Below are 18529 nucleotides of genomic sequence, written 5' to 3' on the forward strand. Positions count from 1 at the left end.
TCCTCCTCCCGCGCCCCTCTGAGGCCCCCCACCCCGGGGGGGCGTCCCCCCCCCCTTGCGCCGGCTCCCCACCCCCCAAATTGTTGCTGAGATTGTCAACAAAAGTGTTGACACTCAATGAGCGGGGTCCTTAGCGTCGCCCCATCACACGTCCCCTCCAGGGAAACTCCTCCTGGACGAGAGGAAAACAACGATGTCCTCCTCCTCCGCGCCGCCCGCCCGCGGCAGCAGACTGGCCCTGCTGGTCGTCGGCCTGTGCTGGCTCGCCGTCCTCTTCGACGGCCTGGACATGTTCATCTACGGCTCGGTCCTGCCCCACATGCTCGAGGAGAAGGCCCTCGGCATCACCTCGGCCCAGGCCGGCGACCTCGGCAGCTACGCCACCTTCGGCATGCTCGTCGGCGCGCTGACCGCGGGAACGGTCGCCGACCGCATCGGCCGCAAGAAGCTGATGGTCTCCTGCGTCGCGCTCTTCTCGCTGGCCTCCGGCCTCTGCGCGGTCTCGAACGGCGTCGCCGTCTTCGGCCTCGGCCGGACCCTGGCCGGCCTCGGCCTCGGCGGCCTGCTCCCCACCGCGATCAGCATGGTCTCCGACTACGCCCCGCGCGCTCGCGCCGCCCTCACCATCGGCCTGCTGATGACCGCCCACCACGCCGGCGGCATCCTCTCCGCCTACGTGGCCCTGTGGATCGTCGAGCCGCTCGGCTGGCGCGCCGCCTTCTGGGTCTGTGTGGTCCCGCTGCTCTTCGTCCCCGTGCTCGCCCGGTTCCTGCCCGAGTCGCTGAGCTTCCTCGTCGCCCGCGGCCGAGTGGAGGAGGCCCGCGCGCTGGCCGCCCGCTACGACGCCGAGCTGCCCGCCGCCAAGGACCGGACCGCCGCCGGCGCCCCCTGGGCCAACCTGCTCAACCTGTTCCGCGGCGGCGAGTGGGTCCAGACCCTGCTGTACTGGCTGGCCTCCTTCGGCGGCCTGCTCCTCGTCTACGGCGTCGCCACCTGGCTGCCCACCCTGATGCGCAGCGAGGGCTACGAACTCGGCTCCGCGCTCACCTTCGTCGTCCTGTTCAACCTCGGCGGCATCGTGGGCATGCTGGTCGCCGGCCGGGCCTCCGACCGCTTCGGCGCCCCGCGCATCTCGGCGATCTGGTTCGCGCTGACCGCCTGCGGCGTCTTCCTGCTCAGCGTCCACATGCCGCTGACGCTGACCTTCGTGGTCGTCTTCCTCACCGGCGTGTTCCTCAACAGCGCTCAGACGATGATCTACGCGACCGTGTCCATCGGCTCCGCCCCCGCCAACCGCGCCACGGCGGTCGGCTGGACCTCCGGCATGGGCCGCTTCGGCGCGGTCTTCGGACCGTGGCTGGGCGGCCAGCTGCTCGCCGCGAACAAGGGCGACTGGGGCTTCACGGCCTTCGCCATGGCCGGCACGGCGTCGATGGTCTTCATCGGGATCGCCGCGCTGCGGACCGCGCGGTCGGAGCGGCGGGACGGCGAGTCGCGGCAACTGGTCGCCACCGGCTGAGTCCGGCCGTGCGCACGGTGCCCCGTGCGTGGCCGTCGTCGCCGAGCGGGGCGAGTGGGGAATCCCGGTGGCCCCGAAGGTGTGGCACGAACCGAACGAGCGCGCCGCCGCGCTGGGGGTGACGGTCCCGGCTCCCGCCGTACGGGGCTGACCTCCCCGCCGTCCCGATGAGGTACTGTTGACCTGCGTGATCACGCGGTTCACCGCGCGAAACGCATCGGGACGTGGCGCAGCTTGGTAGCGCACTTGACTGGGGGTCAAGGGGTCGCAGGTTCAAATCCTGTCGTCCCGACGGAAGTCGGGAGGGAGCCGTACCGGAATCATCCGGTACGGCTCCCTTCGTCGCGCGTGGGCCGGGGGCCGTCGGTCACCCTCCCCCGAAGGCGACCGACGTCCCCCGGCCGCTCCCCCGGCGCCGGAAATGGCTCTGGTGTGCGCGGTCGGTGCCGTCACCAGCACATGACCGCCGTCTCGCCCGGACCCCACGCGGAGTACAGGCGGACCCGGACGTAATAGCGGCGGCCCTTGACCAGCCGGGCCGTGACGGCCGCGTCGTGCGCGGTCCCCCCGTCGTCGTGGCCGGCGAGGAAACGGGGCTCCCCGTCCCGCTCCTCGAAGAGCACGACGACCCGGTCGGCCTCGCCGAAGGTGCCCACCGTGTAGTCGCGGGTCTCCGGCGGATCGATACGGAAGTCCGCCTGCTCACCGGGGCCCAGACCCAGCGGCACCGAACGGAACGGCACCAGTGGCGGTGGCAGCGGCGGATCGGCCGGCGGGTACCGGCGGAGCACGAACTCCTTGTCGGCGGGGGAGAGGGTGCCGGGCGGGTGCACACCCCTGTGGTACTGCTCCGGCTCCAGCACCAGCCCCGGCGGCAACGCGTACTGCATGATCGACTGCGGGTCCCAGACGGAGCCGTTGACCTCGTCCGGGCCGAGCCTGCGCAGGATGTTGTGGTACGTCCTGTCCCGGCTCCAGTGGTTCGGCGGGCCCGCCAGCTCGGCGTACACGGCCTCGTCGTCCCAGTGGATACCGGCGTACGGGCTCTGGTGCTCGTGCAGCATTCCCAGCGCGTGCCCGATCTGGTGCAGGGCGGTGGCGCGTTCACCCGGTGCGGTCAGGTCCCAGCCGAAGTTCATGGTGCGCTCGTGCACGCCGACCCGGAGCGCGTCCCTGCCCACGGCCGACCAGGAGCCGTCACCGAGCTGGAACCCGATGCGCAGCTCCGCCTCGGTGCGGTCGCGGACCTCGGTGAACGTCAGGCCCGGCCCGAGCCCCCGCCACTCCTCGAAGCACTCGCGCACCACCTCCCGCTGCTCCTCGGCCCCGCCCCACGGAACCCACCGGGTCCGCCCGGTTCCGGGCACGGCGATCTCCGACCCCGCGGTGTCGTCGCCGAAGAAGCAGTAGTGCAGCACGGTGCCGTCGACCCACAGCCGCCGCCCGCCGACCAGCGCGCCGAGCCGCTCGGCGGCCAGGCCCGGCGGATACGCGGGGGCCGGCTGCGGCGGCAGCGAGCAGTGGCGGACGGTCATGGACCACAGGCTGCCGTGCCGCCGCCCCGGGCGCCTGAGTCGGGGTCTGCTCAAGCGGCCCTGTATCAGGCTTGAGTATCCGTGCTCCTGTTCTTGTGACGACCCTGCGACGCGATGCCACCGGCCCGTACGAGAAGGACGCGACGACACTGCGAGCGCCCTGGCCGTTCACCGGCCGGGAGGACGAGACCGACCTGGTACGGCGCTCGTTGACCGGCGCGGGGCGCGGCCTCGTGGTGACCGGACCGGCGGGACGGGGCAAGACCCGGCTCGTCACCGAGGCGGTACGGGGCACCGACTGCGCCCGTGTCACCGGGACGCCGGGAACCCGGCACCTGCCCTTCGCCGCCTTCGCCCCGCTGCTGCCCGAGCCCGTCACCCTGCACCACGCGCTGCGCCGGCTGTCCGGTGTGCGCACGCTGTTCGTCGACGACGCCCATCTGCTCGACGACACCTCCGCCGCCCTGGTCCACCAGCTCGCCGTGCACGGACGCACCCGGCTGCTGGTCGTCGTCACCGACGGCGAGCCGGTGCCCGCCGCGGTGTCCCGGCTGTGGACCGGGGAGCTGCTGCCCAGGCTCGCCCTGCCGCCGCTGCCCCGGGAGGACACCGCGCGGCTGCTCGCGGCGGACGCGGATCCCGCCCCCGAACCGCTCACCGCGAACCGGCTGCACCGGCTGTGCGACGGGGATCTGCGGCTGCTGCGCGACCTGTCGGACGCGGTACGCGAACACGGCCGGCCCACCGGCTCCCCGGGCACCTGGGAAGGGCGGGGCCCGCTGCCCCTGACCCCGGCCGTACGCGAACGCACCGCCCACCTCCTGGACCGCGCCCGCCCCGAGGAGCGCGGGACGCTCGACCGCCTCGCCTTCGCCGAACCCCTCCCGCTCGACGGCGACGGCCTCGACCCCACCGTCCTGGAACGGCTGGAGACCGCGGGCCTGGTCCGCGTCGACGACCACGGCGGTGTCCGCCTCGCCCACCCCCTGCACGGCCCGGTCCTGCGGGCCGCCGCCGGCCGGCTGCGCGCCCGCCGGCTCGCCCGCACACCCGAGGACTGCGCCCCCGCCCTGGCCGCCGAGTCGGCGGAACTGACCCGGCGGATCGAACGGGCCGACGTGACGGCGGACTCGGCGCCCGTCGGGGACTGGCTCGTGGGCGAGGGGACACCGGTCCCGGCCGGGTACGCGGCCCTGCGCGCCCGGTACGCGCGGCTGCGCGGCGCACTGCGGGAGGCGGCCGCATGGGCACGCGAGGGCCTGCGCACCGCCCCCGCCGACCCGTCCTGCCGCGCCGAACTCACCCTCGCGGAAGGGACCCCCGAGGCGTACGGCGACCCCTACGACGCCGTCCGCCTCGGCACCCCCGCGCGTGCCGCCGGCCGGCTCACCGGCGTCTTCGCCGACCACGCCGACGCCCTCGCGCGGGCCGACGGGCCCGCACTGGACCGGGTGGGCGAGGAGTTGGAGCGGCGGGGCTTCCTGCTGTTCGCCGCGGAGGCGCACGCGCAGGCCGTCTCCGCCCACCGGGAACCGCACGCGGCCCGCACCGCGCGCACGCGTGCGGTCGCTCTCGCCCGCCGCTGCGAGGACGCCCGCACGCCGGCGCTCGCGGGCCTCGTCCTCGGTGAACTCACCGCACGTCAGCGGCAGATCGTCGCGCTGGCCGCGGAGGGGCTGAGCAATCGGCAGATCGCGGAACGCCTCACCCTTTCCGTTCGCACGGTGGGGAATCACCTGTACGGGGCGTATACGCGGCTGGGCGCCACCGTTCCTCGTCAGAGCGCCTGACAGCTCGGGGGACCTGTTTCGTCGGCGGCTGCGGGTAGTCGGTGGCTGGTCGCGCAGTTCCCCGCGCCCCTTGAGGGTGGTGCAGCTGACCCACATCAAGGGGCGCGAGCAACCACGACCCACCCGCAGCCGCCCACGGCGGGATCACGCCGCCCCGAAGGCGGTGAAGGCCCACCCCGTCGCCCGGTGCAGAGCGTCCGGCGGCAGCGCGGCACGGGCGTCGCGCAAGGCCTCAGCCAAGGAGAGGCCGGTGTCGAGGGCCTTGTGGAGGGCCACCATGAGGGGGACGACCGCCGCGTCGTTGACGGGCGCGCTGCACGCCACCACCCCCGCCGTGCCCAGCGGCAGCAACGCCGTCACCAGGCCGAGGAGTTCGTCCGCGCCCACGGTGGCGAACCGCGCGGTGTCGCAGCAGGACAGGATGATGCGGTACGGGCTGCGGTCCAGCCGTTCGAAGTCGTGCACGATCAGCGGCCCGTCGGCCATCCGCAGGGACGAGAACAGCGGTCCGTCCGCGCGGAACGCGCCGTGCGCGGCGATGTGCGCCAGCCCCGCCCCGTCCAGCTCCCGCAGCACGCGCGGCACCGTCGCGTCGTCGTGCTCCAGGACGGTCGCGCCGCCGTAGCGGCCGGCCAGCTCGGACACCTCCGCGCCGCCCGTCGCGAGACCCGGACCGCGCACCAGCACCTGGCGGCCTCCGGGCGGCGGCGCCGTCTCCTTCGCGCGCAGCCAGCTGCTCGCCGACGGCGACACGCTCAGCACCCGCTCCCGCAGCGAGGGCAGCAGCGCCCACGGCACCCGGTGCAGCCGCCCCGGCGGCACGATCACCACCGGGCCGTCACCGATGTGCGCCGCGGCCGGACCCAGCAGCAGCTCCTCCAGCCGGCGGCCGGCGGCCTCCACCACCGGCAGCCGCGCCTGCGCCCCGGGGTGCGCCAGCCGCCGCAGCCCCGCCTGCACGTGCTCGGCCTCGGTCTCCGCCGCCGCCGGCAGCCCCGCCTCGAACCGCCGCACCCTGCCCTGTCCGCACAGCAGCACCTGCACCCGCCCGTCGAGCACGGCGAGTTCCACCAGCTGTCCGTCGTCGTTGTCGCCCAGCCGCGCGAGCAGCCGGCCGACGTCGAAGCGGTCACCGTCGTCGGCGGCCTCGCCGCGCATGTGCAGCGTCCGGGAGCGGATCTCCCGCTCCAGGCGCCGCTGTTCCCGCTCCAGTGCCGGCACGGGCCTGCCCTCCATGCGGGCCTCCTCCGCGCGGGCGGCGATCTCCCGGTAGGCGGTCATGCCGCTGAGCAGCGCCGGGTCGGCCGGCGGCCGGGTGGGCGGCGCGGACAGCGCGGTGGCCCGCCAGCGCTCGCTCCACACCAGCAGCCGCCGCGGCCCGCCCGAGACCAGGCTGGCCTTCTGGGCGAGGGCGGCCAGCTCCGCGCCCTGGGCGGTGGCGCGGGCCCGTAGCTCCGAGGCGCCCAGCGTCATCCGGTGGTCGTCCAGCACGTCGAGACCGCGCCGGCAGGCCTCCAGCACGCCCCGCTGGGAACCGGCGGCCTGCGCGCGCAGCGCCTGCGCCGCCCAGCCCGTCATCCGCGCGAGCGGCGGCCCGCCGCGTCTGCTCCGCGCGGCGACCGCCAGATGCCGCTCCGCGTCCGCCGTCCAGCCCAGGTCCAGCGCGATCCGGCCCGCGAGCAGCGACGCCTCCGGGGCGGCCGGGGCGCCGAGCGCGGCCAGCCGCTCCGCCACCGCCGCCGCGTCCGCGACCAGCCGGCCCGAACCGCGTCCGGCCGCGTGCCGGGCCCCGATCAGCACCAGCCGCGCGTGCGTCTCCCACCAGGTGCGCCGCTGCCCCGCGAACAGCCGCACCGCGAGCGCCGCGCGGGCGATCGCCGTCTGCGGCTCGCCGGCCAGCCGGGCCGCCCGCGCGGCGGCCAGCAGCAGCTCCGCCTTGCGGGTGGACTGCCCGCCGATCCCGTCCAGCGCCCGGAGCGCCGCGTCCGCCTCGGCCAGCGCCTCCGCGGCGAGACCTGCCGCCATCAGCACCTCGCAGCGCCGGATGTCCAGCATGAACGTCGGCGTGCCGAGCTTGGCGTACCGCTCCTCCGCCTCGTCGAGCAGCCGCAGCGCCGCCGGGACGTCGCCCGCGCGGAACGCGGCCAGCCCCCGGCTCTCCACCGCGTCCGCCTTGTCGTGCTCCTGGCCGGTGGTGTCCCACAGCGCCTCGGCCGCCGTGAAGTCGGCGTTCGCCCGCTCCACCGAACCCAGTGCCAGGTGCACCGTCGCCCGCAGCGTCAGCGCCCGCGCCGTCCAGATCACGTCCTCCGCCTGCCGCAGTACGGGAATGGCCCGCCGTACGTCCTCCAGGGCCTCCTTGTGATGGCCCAGCACCCACCACGAGTACGCCCGGCGGAACAGCACCCGCGCGCGGGTGTGTCCGGTGCCGCGCTCGACACCGCGCCCCAGCGCGTCCATGCCCTGCCGGGTGCGCCCCGCGTGCACCAGTGCGACCCCCAGTGTGGCGAGGACGTCCGCCTCCCGCTCGGCCGAGTCCGCGCGCGCCGCCCAGGACCGGGCCCGCCGCAGATGGGTCAGGGCCAGCCGCATGTCGCCGAAGTCCCGCTGCCAGATGCCGATCACCTGATGGGCGACGGAGGCGTGCAGGGGCGGTGGACGGTCACCCAGCACCTCTTCCGCCCTCGCCAGCGCCTCACCCGGGGCGGCGAACACCATCGGCAGCAGTTCCAGCACCGTGTCGCTTCCCGCTGTCACCCCACGATGGTAGTGGTCCGTCATCACGCCTCACAGGTGTGACGTTGTATCAAACGTCCGCCCGGGGGCTCTTCATCACGACAGCTCCGCGGCACCGGCCGCCGTCGCACCAGTGGAGGACACGCCATGGCACCACAGCGATTCCGCGAGCAGTTCGCACAGATCCAGCGCTCGATGCCCGACGTCCCCCTGGCGGTGGGACCGGACGACGCGGGCGAGTTCCTCTACGAGAAGGGCGTCGTCCTCGCCCGTGACGGAGAAGAGGCCCGCGTCGTCGAGGACACCGTGCGCCGGCACTTCACCGCCTTCGCCGGCCTCACCCCGGACCATGTGCGCCGGGCGAGCCCGCAGACCAACCGCTCCGGCATCACCCGTATCCAGGTCGCCGACCCGGGCCAGGGCGACGGCAGCGGCGACCCGGCGGTCGCGGGGGCGCTGCGCGCGCTGTCGGCGACCGAGGGCCGCGCCGGACGCCGGCTGATCAGCCGCAACCACGTGGTGTCGATCGCGGTCAACGCCTGCCCCGGTGACGAGCCCGTGCCCGTGGCGCCCGGCGGGCAGCCCAACCCGGCCGCCGCCGACGCCGCCCACGACCCGGACACCGCCGTCGGCGTGCTCGTCATCGACACCGGCCTCATGCACGACCACCGCTCCTACCCGCTGCTCGCCCACACCCGGGGCGACGCCCAGGTCGAGGAGTGCGACGGCGACGGGATCCTCCGGCAGTACTGCGGGCACGGCACGTTCATCGCCGGACTCGTCGCCGCCGTCGCCCCCAACACCGACATCACCGTCCGCGGCACGCTCAACGACGCCGGCGCGATCCTGGAGTCCGAGTTCGGCGAGAAGCTCTTCGAGGCCGTCGACCGGGACGGCTGGCCCGACGTCATCAGCCTCTCCGCCGGCACCTCCAACGGCCGCACCGACGGACTCCTCGGCGTCGACGCCTTCATGCGGGAACTGCGCGAACAGCCCACGCTGCTGGTCGCCGCCGCCGGCAACAACGGCAGCGCCACGCCCTTCTGGCCCGCCGCCTACGCCGACCTGCCCGGCTACGAGAACGCCGTGCTGTCCGTCGGCGCGCTGCGCGGGGACGGCGAGTTCGGCGCCTGCTTCAGCAACCACGGCGGCTGGGTGAAGGCCTACGCGCCCGGTGAGCGTCTCGTCAGCGCCCTCACCGGCTTCACCACGCCCGTCCCGTACGTGTACCAGCACTCCACCTACGACGCCTGCCGCTACGGTTTCACGTACGCCTGCACATGCCACCACCCGCGCCACACCGGCGTACTGAGCGAGGACGAGGGCTCCGGCAAGCCGGACCAGGTGATGTTCGAGGGACTCGCCCAGTGGAGCGGGACCTCGTTCGCCACCCCCGTCGCCGTCGGCATGGTCGCCGCCCACATGACCGCACAGGCGGAGACCGATCCGCGCAAGGCCCGCCGGCAACTGCTCGACGCCGGCACCGAGTACGCGGAAGTGCGCGGGGCGCACGTACCGGCGCTCCTTCCGCCCACCTGGCGCCCCGTGCAGGTCTCACCACCCTCGGCCCGGGCATGAGGAGCGGAGTTCTCCCTTCCACGGCGTACGATGACGTGCCGTACACGAGGGGTGGGACCGTGGAGCGTACTGAAGTCGGCGCGTTGGTCCGGTCCGCTGTCGACGGCGACGCGGCGGCCTGGAAGGCGATCGTGGAAGGGCTGGGCCCACTGGTGTGGTCCGTGGTGCGCGCGCACCGGCTCTCCGACGCCGACGCGCACGAGGTCTACCAGACCGTGTGGTTCCGTTTCGCCCAGCATCTGGGGCGGATCCGGGAGCCCGACAAGACGGGCTCCTGGCTGGCCAGTACCGCGCGGCACGAGTGCCTGAAGGTGCACAGGAACGCGCGCCGGCTGATGCTGACGGACGATCCGCAGCTGCTGGACCGGGTCAGCGAGGACGGTGCGCCGGAGCAGTCGCTGCTGGAGGCGGAGGAGGCGGCGGCGCAGAGTGAACGCGTGCGGCGGCTGTGGCAGGAGTTCGAGGAACTGGGCGAGCGGTGCAGGCAGTTGCTGCGCGTGCTGATCGCCTCGCCGCCGCCCAGTTATCAGGAGGTGTCTGCCGCGCTCGACATCGCGGTGGGCAGCATCGGGCCGCTGCGCCAGCGCTGTCTGCGCCGGCTGCGGGCCCGGCTCGAGGCACGGGGGGCGACGTGAACGACGACATGAACGACGACGTGAACGAGGACTTCGACAGCGGGCTGCTGGAGGAGGAACTCCGGCAGGCGGCAGCCGTCCTGGACCCGCTGCCCCCTGCCCTGCTGCAGATCGCCGTGGACGCCTACGCGCTGCACGACCTCGACGCCCGCGTGGCCGAGCTGACCTTCGACTCGCTGGTCGACGCCATCCCGGTCAGGGGCGCGACGGACGTGCCGCGCATGCTCACCTTCACCGCCGGTGAGGTGACGCTGGACGTCGAGGTGACCGCGGAGGGCCTGATGGGCCAGGTGCTGCCGCCCCGGCCGGCCCGCGTCGAGGTACTCGGCGGCCCGCAGCAGGCGGCCTCCCTCACCGCCGACGACCTGGGCCGCTTCACCACCGCCACCCCGCCCTCCGGCCCCTTCGCCCTGCGCCTGCACACCGACGACGACGTGGTCGTCACGGAGTGGCTCCGCGCCTGACCCCTCCGGGGGTGGGGGGGAGGGGCGGGTCCGTGGCTTCGACGGCCCGGCCCCGTGACCGCCCCGAACCGTCCGGGCGGGCGCGGAACAGGCTGGGCGGGCGCGTGGCCACCGCCGGTGGGGCCCTGCCTTTGCCTCCCGCCGGGAGGCCGCGCCGCGCCGCGCCGCGCCGTGCCGCGACGCGGCGTCCGGCCCCGCGACCGCCGCGAACCGTCCGGGGGCGGAGCCTGCCGGGCGGGTGTGAAACCGGCTGGGCGGGCGCGTGGCCACCGCCGGTGGGGCCCTGCCTTTGCCTCCCGCCGGGAGGCCGCGCCACGACGCGGCGGGTGATGCGGCTGTCCCCGGGGGTACGGCGTGATCGTCAGTGGGAGGCGGCGTCGACCAGTGCGGTGAGTGCTGACGCCAGCCGGGTCAGGCCCTGCCCGGCTGGGCCGCCCGGTTCGGTCATGTAGGTGTCCCGGCGGATCTCCACCATCAGGGCGGACACCTCCGCCCGCTTGCCGTAGAACTCCAGCGGTACGTACGTCCCGGCGAACGGGCTGTCCAGCCCCGTCTCCCCGCACGGTGCGAACGCCTCGCGGGCGGCGGCGAGCAGCCCGGGCGGGGTGTGGAAGGAGTCGGTGCCCAGGCAGACCTCCGGCCGTGGCCCGTCGCCGTGCAGCTCGTAGGGCAGCGGCGCGCTCGGATACGAGTGCACGTCGATGACCACGGCCCGCCCGGTCGCCGCGAGCCGGTCGGCGACGGCCTCCGTCATCGCCCGCGCGTACGGATGGAAGTACCGCTCGATCAGCGGCTCGGCGTCGAACCCGTCGGGCCGCAGCACGTCCTTGTGCGTGGTCCGCGTGTAGACCGCGCCCATGCCGACGGCCAGCATCTCCTCCCGCTCGTCCGGGAACCGCTCGGGGTCGACGACCAGCCGCGACAGCCCGTTCACGAACCGCCAGGGCGTGGCACCGGCGGCGAGGGCCGCAGCCTCGGCGATCGCCGCGGTGTGCGAGTCGGTGATGTGATCGAGCTCCCGCTCGAGGCCGGTGTCGTCCAGCACGATCCCGGACCGCACATCCGCCGGTATCTCCCGTGAGGAGTGCGGCACGTGCAGGATCACGGGGGAGTCCGGGTCACCGGCCAGAAGCTCGTAGGGCGGCGGTGTAGCGGTCATTCAGCTGCTCCAGGGGGATTGTCAGTGGTGCACGGCATGATCAAGGTGCCACATCCCACTGACAACGCCGACCAGCGAGGCCCCTCATGCCGATCAGCAACGAGCAGGTGACCGCCCACCCGTTCCTGCGCGCCCTGTACCGGAGCACCTACTACCCCGACCAGGTGGTGGACCGCGGCCGGGCCGTGCTGCTCGCGCTGTGCGAGCGCATCGAGGCGGAGCGCCCCGCCGACCTCGCCGCGCTCTACGCGCTGACCCACGCCGCCACCGAGGAGTTCAACGACCTGCAGGACGCCTTCGTGGAGGCGGGCAGCGAGATCGAGACGGTGGCCCGGGACGAGATAGGCGGGGAGTTCTGGTTCGTGGCCCGGGCATACGGCTTCGCGGACGCCGACATCGAGGAGCTGATCGCCCCGCGCGACTGGTGAGCCGTCGCCCGCCGGACACGGCTCCGCCCCGGCCGGGCGCGGGGCCGGCCGGGGCGGAGCACCGAGGGAGCGTCAGCTCAGGGACGCCAACGCCTCGTTCCACGTGGTGGACGGGCGCATGACCTCGGCCGCCCTGGCCGGGTCGGGCTGGTAGTAGCCGCCGATCTCGGCCGGCTTGCCCTGCGCGGCGATCAGCTCGTCGACGATCTTCTGCTCGTTCGCGGCGAGCGTCTCGGCGAGCGGCGCGAACGCCTTCGCCAGGTCCGCGTCGTCGCTCTGCGCGGCCAGCTCCTGCGCCCAGTACAGGGACAGGAAGAAGTGGCTGCCGCGGTTGTCGATGCCGCCGACGCGACGGGTCGGGGACTTGTCCTCGTTGAGGAAGGTCGCCGTGGCGCGGTCGAGGGCGTCGGCGAGGACCTTGGCCCGGGTGTTGCCCGTGACCGAGGCGTACTGCTCCAGGGACGGCACCAGCGCGAAGAACTCACCGAGCGAGTCCCAGCGCAGGTAGTTCTCCTTGACGAGCTGCTGCACGTGCTTCGGCGCGGAGCCGCCGGCACCCGTCTCGAACAGGCCGCCGCCCGCCATCAGCGGGACGACCGACAGCATCTTGGCGCTGGTGCCCAGCTCCAGGATCGGGAACAGGTCGGTGAGGTAGTCGCGCAGCACGTTGCCGGTGACCGAGATGGTGTTCTCGCCGCGGCGGATCCGCTCCACCGACAGCTTGGTCGCCTCCACCGGGGACAGGACGCGGATGTCCAGGCCCTCGGTGTCGTGCTCCGGCAGGTACTGCTCGACCTTGGCGATCAGGTTGGCGTCGTGGGCGCGGGTGGCGTCCAGCCAGAACACCGCCGGGTCGCCGGTGGCGCGGGCGCGGGTGACGGCCAGCTTCACCCAGTCGCGGATCGGGGCGTCCTTGGTCTGGCAGGCGCGGAAGATGTCACCGGCGGAGACGGCCTGCTCGATGAGGGCGTCGCCGTTGCCGTCGACCAGGCGGACCGTACCCGTGACGGGGATCTCGAAGGTCTTGTCGTGGCTGCCGTACTCCTCGGCCTTCTGCGCCATCAGACCGACGTTCGGGACCGAGCCCATGGTGGACGGGTCGTAGGCGCCGTTGGCGCGGCAGTCCTCGATCACGGCCTGGTAGACGCCGGCGTAGCTGGAGTCCGGGAGCACCGCGAGGGTGTCGGCCTCCTGGCCGTCGGGGCCCCACATGTGGCCGGAGGTGCGGATCATGGCCGGCATGGAGGCGTCGACGATGACGTCCGAGGGGACGTGCAGGTTGGTGATGCCCTTGTCGGAGTCGACCATCGCCAGCGCCGGGCCCTCGGCGAGCTCGGCGTCGAAGGACGCCTTGATCTCGGCGCCCTCGGGCAGGGACTCCAGGCCCTTGTAGATGCCGCCGAGACCGTCGTTCGGGGTGAGGCCGGCCGCGGCGAGCTTGTCGCCGTACTGCGCGAAGGTCTTCGGGAAGAAGGCGCGCACCACGTGGCCGAAGACGATCGGGTCGGAGACCTTCATCATCGTGGCCTTCAGGTGCACGGAGAACAGCACGCCCTCCTGCTTGGCGCGGGCGACCTGCGCGGTCAGGAACTCGCGCAGCGCGGCGACGCGCATCACGGAGGCGTCGACGACCTCGCCCTTCTTCACCGGCACGGACTCGCGCAGCACGGTGGTGGTGCCGTCGTCGCCCTTGAGCTCGATGCGCAGCGCGCCGTCCTCGGCGATGACGACCGACTTCTCGGTGGAGCGGAAGTCGTCCGCGTCCATGGTGGCGACGGCGGTCTTCGACTCGGCGGTCCAGGCGCCCATGCGGTGCGGGTGGTTCTTGGCGTAGTTCTTCACCGAGGCGGGGGCACGGCGGTCGGAGTTGCCCTCGCGCAGCACCGGGTTGACGGCCGAGCCCTTGACCTTGTCGTAGCGGGCGCGGATCTCCCGCTCCTCGTCGGTCTTCGGGTCGTCCGGGTAGGCCGGCAGCGCGTAGCCCTGGCCCTGCAGCTCGGCGATCGCGGCCTTGAGCTGCGGGATCGACGCCGAGATGTTCGGCAGCTTGATGATGTTGGCCGCCGGCGTCTTGGCCAGCTCACCGAGTTCCGAGAGGGCGTCCGGGATGCGCTGGTCCTCGGCCAGGTACTCCGGGAAGAGGGCGATGATGCGCCCGGCCAGCGAGATGTCACGCGTCTCCACGGCGACACCCGCCTGCGAGGCGTACGCCTGGACCACCGGCAGGAAAGAATACGTCGCCAGGGCCGGGGCCTCGTCAGTGTGCGTGTAGATGATGGTCGAGTCAGTCACCGGGTGCTCCGCTCCACGTCTGCAACATTGCTCGACATCAAGATATCTCGTGATCGACCGGGGCTCGACAGGGGTCCGCGCCGAGTTCCGGCCGACCTCCCGCCACGCTCGTGCCGGCGTGGCGGGAGATCACCCGGGCGGTGTGCTCAGATCGGCCGGGTGGCGGTCATGTCGTCCGGTGCGGCGTCCGTGTCGCGCTGCTGGGGGAAGACCACGGAGCCCTGCTGGAGCGCCACCGTCCGCGCCGGCGACGGGATGCGGATGCCCTCCTCGCGGTAGCGGCGGTGCAGGCGCTTGATGAACTCGTGCTTGATCCGGTACTGGTCACTGAACTCGCCGACGCCCAGGATCACGGTGAAGCCGATACGGGAGTCCCCGAAGGTGTGGAACCGCACCGCCGGCTCGTGCTCCGGCACCGCGCCGGTGATCTCCGTCATCACCTCCGCGACGACCTCCTTCGTCACCTGCTCCACCTGCTCCAGGTCACTGTCGTACGACACCCCCACCTGCACCAGGATGGTCAGCCGCTGCTCGGGACGCATGAAGTTGGTCATGTTCGTCTTGGCGAGCTGCGCGTTCGGGATGACCACCAGGTTGTTGGACAGGTTGCGGACGGTCGTCTGGCGCCAGTTGATGTCCTCGACGTAGCCCTCCTCGCCGCTGCTCAGCTGGATGTAGTCCCCGGGCTGCACGGTCTTGGAGGCGAGGATGTGGATGCCCGCGAACAGGTTGGCGAGCGTGTCCTGGAGCGCCAGCGCGACCGCCAGACCGCCGACGCCGAGGGCGGTGAGCAGCGGGGCGATCGAGATGCCCAGCGTCTGCAGCCCCACCAGGAAACCGATCGCCAGGACCAGGATCCGGGTGATGTTCATGAAGATGGTCGCCGACCCGGCGACCCCGGAGCGGGACTGGGTGACCGAGCGCACCAGCCCCGCCACCACCCGGGCCGCCGAGATGGTCGCGGCGAAGATGACCATCAGCGTCAGCGCCTGGTTGACGTTGTGCTGCACGGTCCGGGTCAGCGGCAGCGCCGCCGCCGCGGAGGCCGCGCCGCCCGCGATCGCCGCCCACGGCGCGATCATGCGCAGCGCGTCGACGAGGACGTCGTCCCCGCGCCAGCGGGTGCGGTCCGCGTGCCGGCCGAGCCAGCGCAGCAGCATCCGCAGCAGGAACGCGGCCAGCAGGCCGGCCGCGAGGGCGATGCCGGCGTACACCAGGTCGTGCCCGGTGAGCGCGCGGGTCACCGCTCACCCCCGGCGGACGCCCTGGCCGACGGCCGTATGTGAAGTCGTGTCACGTGTCGTCACCTGCTCGATTTCTACGGGATGTACATCGCGCCGGCCGTCCCTGACCGGCGGTCGGCGCGATCGCTCATCCTGCCGTATCCCACAGGGCAGTTCGTACCGGACCCGGCCTTCACTCCGCTGGTCAGATCACCTTCAGCCGCACCAGCACGCCCAGTGTCAACGCCCCCGGCAGCAGCGGCAGCCACACCGTGACGACCCGGAAGGCCAGCACCACCGCCGTGGCCGGCGCGGCGGCCCCGCCCACCGCCACCAGCGCCACGACCAGCGCCGCCTCCACCGAGCCGATCCCGCCGGGAGTCGGCACCAGCGCCACCGCGACCGTCGCCGCCAGATACGCCACCGCCATGTGCGCAGGCGGCACCGACAGCCCGAACGCCAGGCCCACCAGCACCAGCACGGTCGCCTGCAACGCGGGGAAGGCCAGCGCCCCGCCCCACAGCGCCAGCGCCCGGGAGGGCAGCGCGTGCACCGACCGCGCCTCACCCAGCGCCGTCCGCAGGAACGCGCCCACCGCCCGCCGCAGCCGCCGTACGGCCACGAGCGCGCCCGCCGCGACGGCCGGCACCCCGCCGACCGCGAGCAGCAGCGGACCGAACGCCCCCTCGGGCAGCAGGGAACCGAACCGCAACGCGCCGGGGAACGCCACGAGCAGGGCCGCCAGCAGCCCCACCCGGCCCACGGACTCCGCCAGCAGATACAGCGCCAGCGCGGCCGAGGAGCGGGCCGGCGGCAGCCCGCACACCGTCATGAACCGCAGATTGACCGCGCTCGCCCCCAGCCCCGTCGGCAGCAGATGGTTCGCCGCGCCCGCCGCGAACTGGGTGGCCAGCAGCCGCCGCCTGGGCAGCCGTTCGAGCACCGCGCCCTGCCGGGTGCACGCGGCCGCCACCCAGGTCAGACAGGTCACGCCCGCCGCGGCCAGCAGCCAGGGCCACCGGGCGGTCGCCAGCTGGGCGAACCCCTCGGCCAGCACCGACCGGTGCCGCACCGCGACCACGGTCACGAGCAGCAGCGGCAGCACGCACAGGACCCGGCGGATCGTCCCCGTCACGGCCACCGAGGATGTCCGCCGGGCACCAACGGCGGGTTGCGGCGGCCCGGACGCCCGCTGACGGCCGGGCAGCGGGACCGGGCCGTCCTTGACCTCAATCATGCTTGAGGTCCTACCTTCGTCCGCATGAGCATGGAGACCACAGCGTGGACACAGCTGCGCAGCGTCATGACCGCCGAGGACGAGCACCGTCCCCTCACCAGGGCGACGCTGCGCCGCGTCGGCGCCTTCGCCCGCCCGCACCGCCGCCGTCTGATCCTGTTCGTGCTCCTCGGCACGGCGACCGCGGCGCTCGCCGTCGCCACCCCCGTACTGGCCGGGCGCGTCATGGACACCATCGTCGCCGCCGGCGACGAGGCCACGGTGGTCCGGCTGGCCCTGCTCATCGCGCTGATCGCGGTCGTGGAGGCGGTCCTCGGCGTACTCGGCCGCAGACTCTCGGCGGCCCTCGGCGAGGAACTCATCCTCGACCTGCGGACAGCGGTCTTCGACCACGTACAGCGGATGCCGGTCGCGTTCTTCACACGCACCCGTACGGGAGCGCTCGTCTCCCGTCTCAACAACGACGTCATCGGCGCCCAGCGCGCCTTCAGCAACACCCTGTCGACCGTGGTCGGCAACCTGGTCACCCTGGTCCTCGCCCTCGCCGTGATGCTCACCCTGTCCTGGCAGATCACCCTGCTCGCGCTGGTCCTGCTGCCGGTGTTCGTGGTCCCGGCCCGCCGCGTGGGCCGCCGTATGGCCGGGATGCAGCGCGAGGCAGCCGCCCTGAACGCGGCCATGGGCACCCGGATGACCGAGCGGTTCTCCGCACCCGGCGCCACCCTGGTCAAGCTGTTCGGACGCCCCGAGGAGGAGTCGGAGGAGTTCGCGGTGCGCGCCCGCCGGGTGCGGGACATCGGCGTCCGTACGGCCACGGCGCAGACGGTGTTCATCACCGCGCTGACCCTCGTCTCCGCCCTCGCCCTCGCCCTGGTCTACGGCCTCGGCGGCCGGCTCGCCCTCGGCGGCACCCTGGAGCCGGGCGCCGTCGTGGCGCTGGCGCTGCTGCTGACCCGGCTGTACGCGCCGCTCACCTCGCTCGCCGGGGCACGGGTGGAGGTGATGAGCGCGCTGGTCAGCTTCGAGCGGGTCTTCGAGATCCTGGACCTCGAACCGCTGATCCGGGAGCGGCCGGACGCGCGCGAGGTGCCCGAGGGCCCGGTCGCCGTCGAGTTCGACGACGTCCGCTTCGGCTACCCGTCCGCCGACAAGGTCTCCCTGGCCTCCCTGGAGGAGGTCGCCACCCTCGATCCGCGCGGCGGTGACGTGGTCCTGCACGGCATCTCCTTCCGTGCCGAACCCGGGCAGACCGTCGCCCTCGTCGGCTCCTCCGGCGCGGGCAAGTCGACCGTCGCCCAGCTCCTGCCCCGGCTGTACGACGTCGACTCCGGCACCGTACGCGTGGGCGGCGTCGACGTCCGCGACCTGACCGCCGCCTCCCTGCGCGCCACTCTCGGGATGGTTACCCAGGACGGTCACCTCTTCCACGACACGGTGCGCGCCAACCTGCTCCTGGCCCGGCCGGACGCGGGCGAGCCCGACCTGTGGGACGCCCTGCGCCGGGCCCGCCTCGACGCCCTCGTACGGTCCCTGCCCGACGGCCTGGACACGGTGGTCGGCGAACGCGGCTACCGCCTCTCCGGCGGCGAGCGCCAGCGCATGACCATCGCCCGGCTGCTGCTGGCCCGCCAGCGCGTCGTCATCCTCGACGAGGCCACCGCCCACCTGGACAACACCTCCGAGGCGGCCGTGCAGGAGGCGCTCACGGAGGCGCTGGAGGGCAGGACGGCGGTGGTGATCGCCCACCGGCTGTCCACCGTCCGCGCCGCCGACCTCATCCTGGTCGTCGAGGCCGGCCGGATCGTGGAACGCGGCACGCACGAGCGGTTGCTGGCCGCCGGCGGCCGCTACGCCGAGCTGTACCGCACCCAGTTCGAACAGCGGCCGGGGGAGACGGTGGTGGTGTAGGGACGGAAGGGGGCGGGCCGCTCAT

14 protein-coding genes and 1 tRNA gene are annotated in these 18529 nt (G+C 73.6%); 9 read left to right on the forward strand and 6 right to left on the reverse strand.

The annotated features are described in order from the left end of the window. Positions 1–193 precede the first annotated feature (193 nt). From ACFV5H_RS32430 to ACFV5H_RS32440, 3 genes are all read left to right on the forward strand, one after another. Positions 194–1519 (forward strand): MFS transporter, encoded by a 1326-nt coding sequence (locus ACFV5H_RS32430; protein WP_385198441.1) that lies wholly within the window; start codon positions 194–196, stop codon positions 1517–1519. A 28-nt stretch (positions 1520–1547) separates the two neighbouring features. Continuing rightward, on the forward strand, positions 1548–1670 hold the full coding sequence (locus tag ACFV5H_RS32435) for a hypothetical protein (RefSeq protein WP_385198443.1): 123 nt from the start codon (positions 1548–1550) through the stop codon (positions 1668–1670). 67 nt (positions 1671–1737) lie between these two features. Continuing rightward, a tRNA-Pro gene (locus ACFV5H_RS32440) sits at positions 1738–1811 on the forward strand. A gap of 157 nt (positions 1812–1968) precedes the next feature. On the opposite strand, the gene ACFV5H_RS32445 is transcribed toward ACFV5H_RS32440, so the two are convergent. Further along, positions 1969–3054 (reverse strand): M12 family metallopeptidase, encoded by a 1086-nt coding sequence (locus ACFV5H_RS32445; RefSeq protein ID WP_385054933.1) that lies wholly within the window; start codon positions 3052–3054, stop codon positions 1969–1971. A 95-nt stretch (positions 3055–3149) separates the two neighbouring features. Between ACFV5H_RS32445 and ACFV5H_RS32450 the strand changes: the two genes are divergently transcribed. Then, the gene (locus ACFV5H_RS32450) at positions 3150–4844 is read left to right on the forward strand and encodes a LuxR C-terminal-related transcriptional regulator (protein WP_385198444.1); all 1695 of its coding nucleotides are present in this window, start codon (positions 3150–3152) and stop codon (positions 4842–4844) included. Positions 4845–4988: 144 nt separating this feature from the next. Here the strand turns inward: ACFV5H_RS32450 and ACFV5H_RS32455 are convergent, their stop codons facing one another. Continuing rightward, positions 4989–7562: a CHAT domain-containing protein gene (locus tag ACFV5H_RS32455; RefSeq protein ID WP_385198463.1), complete on the reverse strand. Its 2574-nt coding sequence runs from the start codon at positions 7560–7562 to the stop codon at positions 4989–4991. A 165-nt stretch (positions 7563–7727) separates the two neighbouring features. On the opposite strand from ACFV5H_RS32455, the gene ACFV5H_RS32460 reads away from it, so the two are divergent. Genes ACFV5H_RS32460 through ACFV5H_RS32470 form a run of 3 tightly spaced genes read left to right on the forward strand, consistent with a single transcriptional unit; the run spans position 7728 to position 10257 of the window. Beyond that, positions 7728–9158 carry a S8/S53 family peptidase gene (locus ACFV5H_RS32460; RefSeq protein WP_385054938.1) on the forward strand — a complete coding sequence of 477 codons (1431 nt, stop codon included), beginning with the start codon at positions 7728–7730 and terminating at the stop codon, positions 9156–9158. A 59-nt stretch (positions 9159–9217) separates the two neighbouring features. Then, positions 9218–9793, forward strand: coding sequence for an RNA polymerase sigma factor (locus ACFV5H_RS32465; protein ID WP_385054940.1), 576 nt, complete (start codon positions 9218–9220; stop codon positions 9791–9793). A gap of 8 nt (positions 9794–9801) precedes the next feature. Beyond that, positions 9802–10257, forward strand: coding sequence for a hypothetical protein (locus tag ACFV5H_RS32470; protein ID WP_385198464.1), 456 nt, complete (start codon positions 9802–9804; stop codon positions 10255–10257). A gap of 361 nt (positions 10258–10618) precedes the next feature. Here the strand turns inward: ACFV5H_RS32470 and ACFV5H_RS32475 are convergent, their stop codons facing one another. Then, a complete protein-coding gene (locus ACFV5H_RS32475; protein ID WP_385198446.1) occupies positions 10619–11416 on the reverse strand; it encodes an N-formylglutamate amidohydrolase in 798 nt (265 codons plus the stop codon). Positions 11417–11502: 86 nt separating this feature from the next. Here ACFV5H_RS32475 and ACFV5H_RS32480 point away from each other — a divergent pair, with 86 nt between their 5' ends. Beyond that, positions 11503–11844 (forward strand): DUF5713 family protein, encoded by a 342-nt coding sequence (locus tag ACFV5H_RS32480; protein ID WP_385054945.1) that lies wholly within the window; start codon positions 11503–11505, stop codon positions 11842–11844. A 72-nt stretch (positions 11845–11916) separates the two neighbouring features. Here the strand turns inward: ACFV5H_RS32480 and ACFV5H_RS32485 are convergent, their stop codons facing one another. The 3 genes from ACFV5H_RS32485 to ACFV5H_RS32495 all read right to left on the reverse strand — a co-directional run bounded on the left by ACFV5H_RS32485 (position 11917) and on the right by ACFV5H_RS32495 (position 16464). Continuing rightward, complete coding sequence (locus tag ACFV5H_RS32485) at positions 11917–14136, reverse strand: NADP-dependent isocitrate dehydrogenase (protein WP_385054948.1); 2220 nt, start codon at positions 14134–14136, stop codon at positions 11917–11919. Positions 14137–14282: 146 nt separating this feature from the next. Next, positions 14283–15380: a mechanosensitive ion channel family protein gene (locus tag ACFV5H_RS32490; RefSeq protein WP_385054950.1), complete on the reverse strand. Its 1098-nt coding sequence runs from the start codon at positions 15378–15380 to the stop codon at positions 14283–14285. 184 nt (positions 15381–15564) lie between these two features. Continuing rightward, positions 15565–16464 carry a YbhN family protein gene (locus ACFV5H_RS32495; RefSeq protein WP_385055017.1) on the reverse strand — a complete coding sequence of 300 codons (900 nt, stop codon included), beginning with the start codon at positions 16462–16464 and terminating at the stop codon, positions 15565–15567. 156 nt (positions 16465–16620) lie between these two features. Between ACFV5H_RS32495 and ACFV5H_RS32500 the strand changes: the two genes are divergently transcribed. Then, complete coding sequence (locus ACFV5H_RS32500) at positions 16621–18504, forward strand: ABC transporter ATP-binding protein (RefSeq protein WP_385198447.1); 1884 nt, start codon at positions 16621–16623, stop codon at positions 18502–18504. Positions 18505–18529 lie beyond the last annotated feature (25 nt).

Origin of the sequence: Streptomyces sp. NPDC059787, from assembly GCF_042732315.1 — a bacterium.
Taxonomy (GTDB): domain Bacteria; phylum Actinomycetota; class Actinomycetes; order Streptomycetales; family Streptomycetaceae; genus Streptomyces; species Streptomyces atrovirens.

Bases quoted from the DNA above. Each gene is read 5' to 3' on its own strand.
- ACFV5H_RS32430 (WP_385198441.1), top strand. From the start codon at position 194: ATGTCCTCCTCCTCCGCGCCGCCCGCCCGCGGCAGCAGACTGGCCCTG.
- ACFV5H_RS32445 (WP_385054933.1), bottom strand. From the start codon at position 3,054: ATGACCGTCCGCCACTGCTCGCTGCCGCCGCAGCCGGCCCCCGCGTAT.
- ACFV5H_RS32455 (WP_385198463.1), bottom strand. From the start codon at position 7,562: ATGGTGTTCGCCGCCCCGGGTGAGGCGCTGGCGAGGGCGGAAGAGGTG.
- ACFV5H_RS32460 (WP_385054938.1), top strand. From the start codon at position 7,728: ATGGCACCACAGCGATTCCGCGAGCAGTTCGCACAGATCCAGCGCTCG.
- ACFV5H_RS32470 (WP_385198464.1), top strand. From the start codon at position 9,802: ATGAACGACGACGTGAACGAGGACTTCGACAGCGGGCTGCTGGAGGAG.
- ACFV5H_RS32475 (WP_385198446.1), bottom strand. From the start codon at position 11,416: ATGACCGCTACACCGCCGCCCTACGAGCTTCTGGCCGGTGACCCGGAC.
- ACFV5H_RS32480 (WP_385054945.1), top strand. From the start codon at position 11,503: ATGCCGATCAGCAACGAGCAGGTGACCGCCCACCCGTTCCTGCGCGCC.
- ACFV5H_RS32500 (WP_385198447.1), top strand. From the start codon at position 16,621: ATGAGCATGGAGACCACAGCGTGGACACAGCTGCGCAGCGTCATGACC.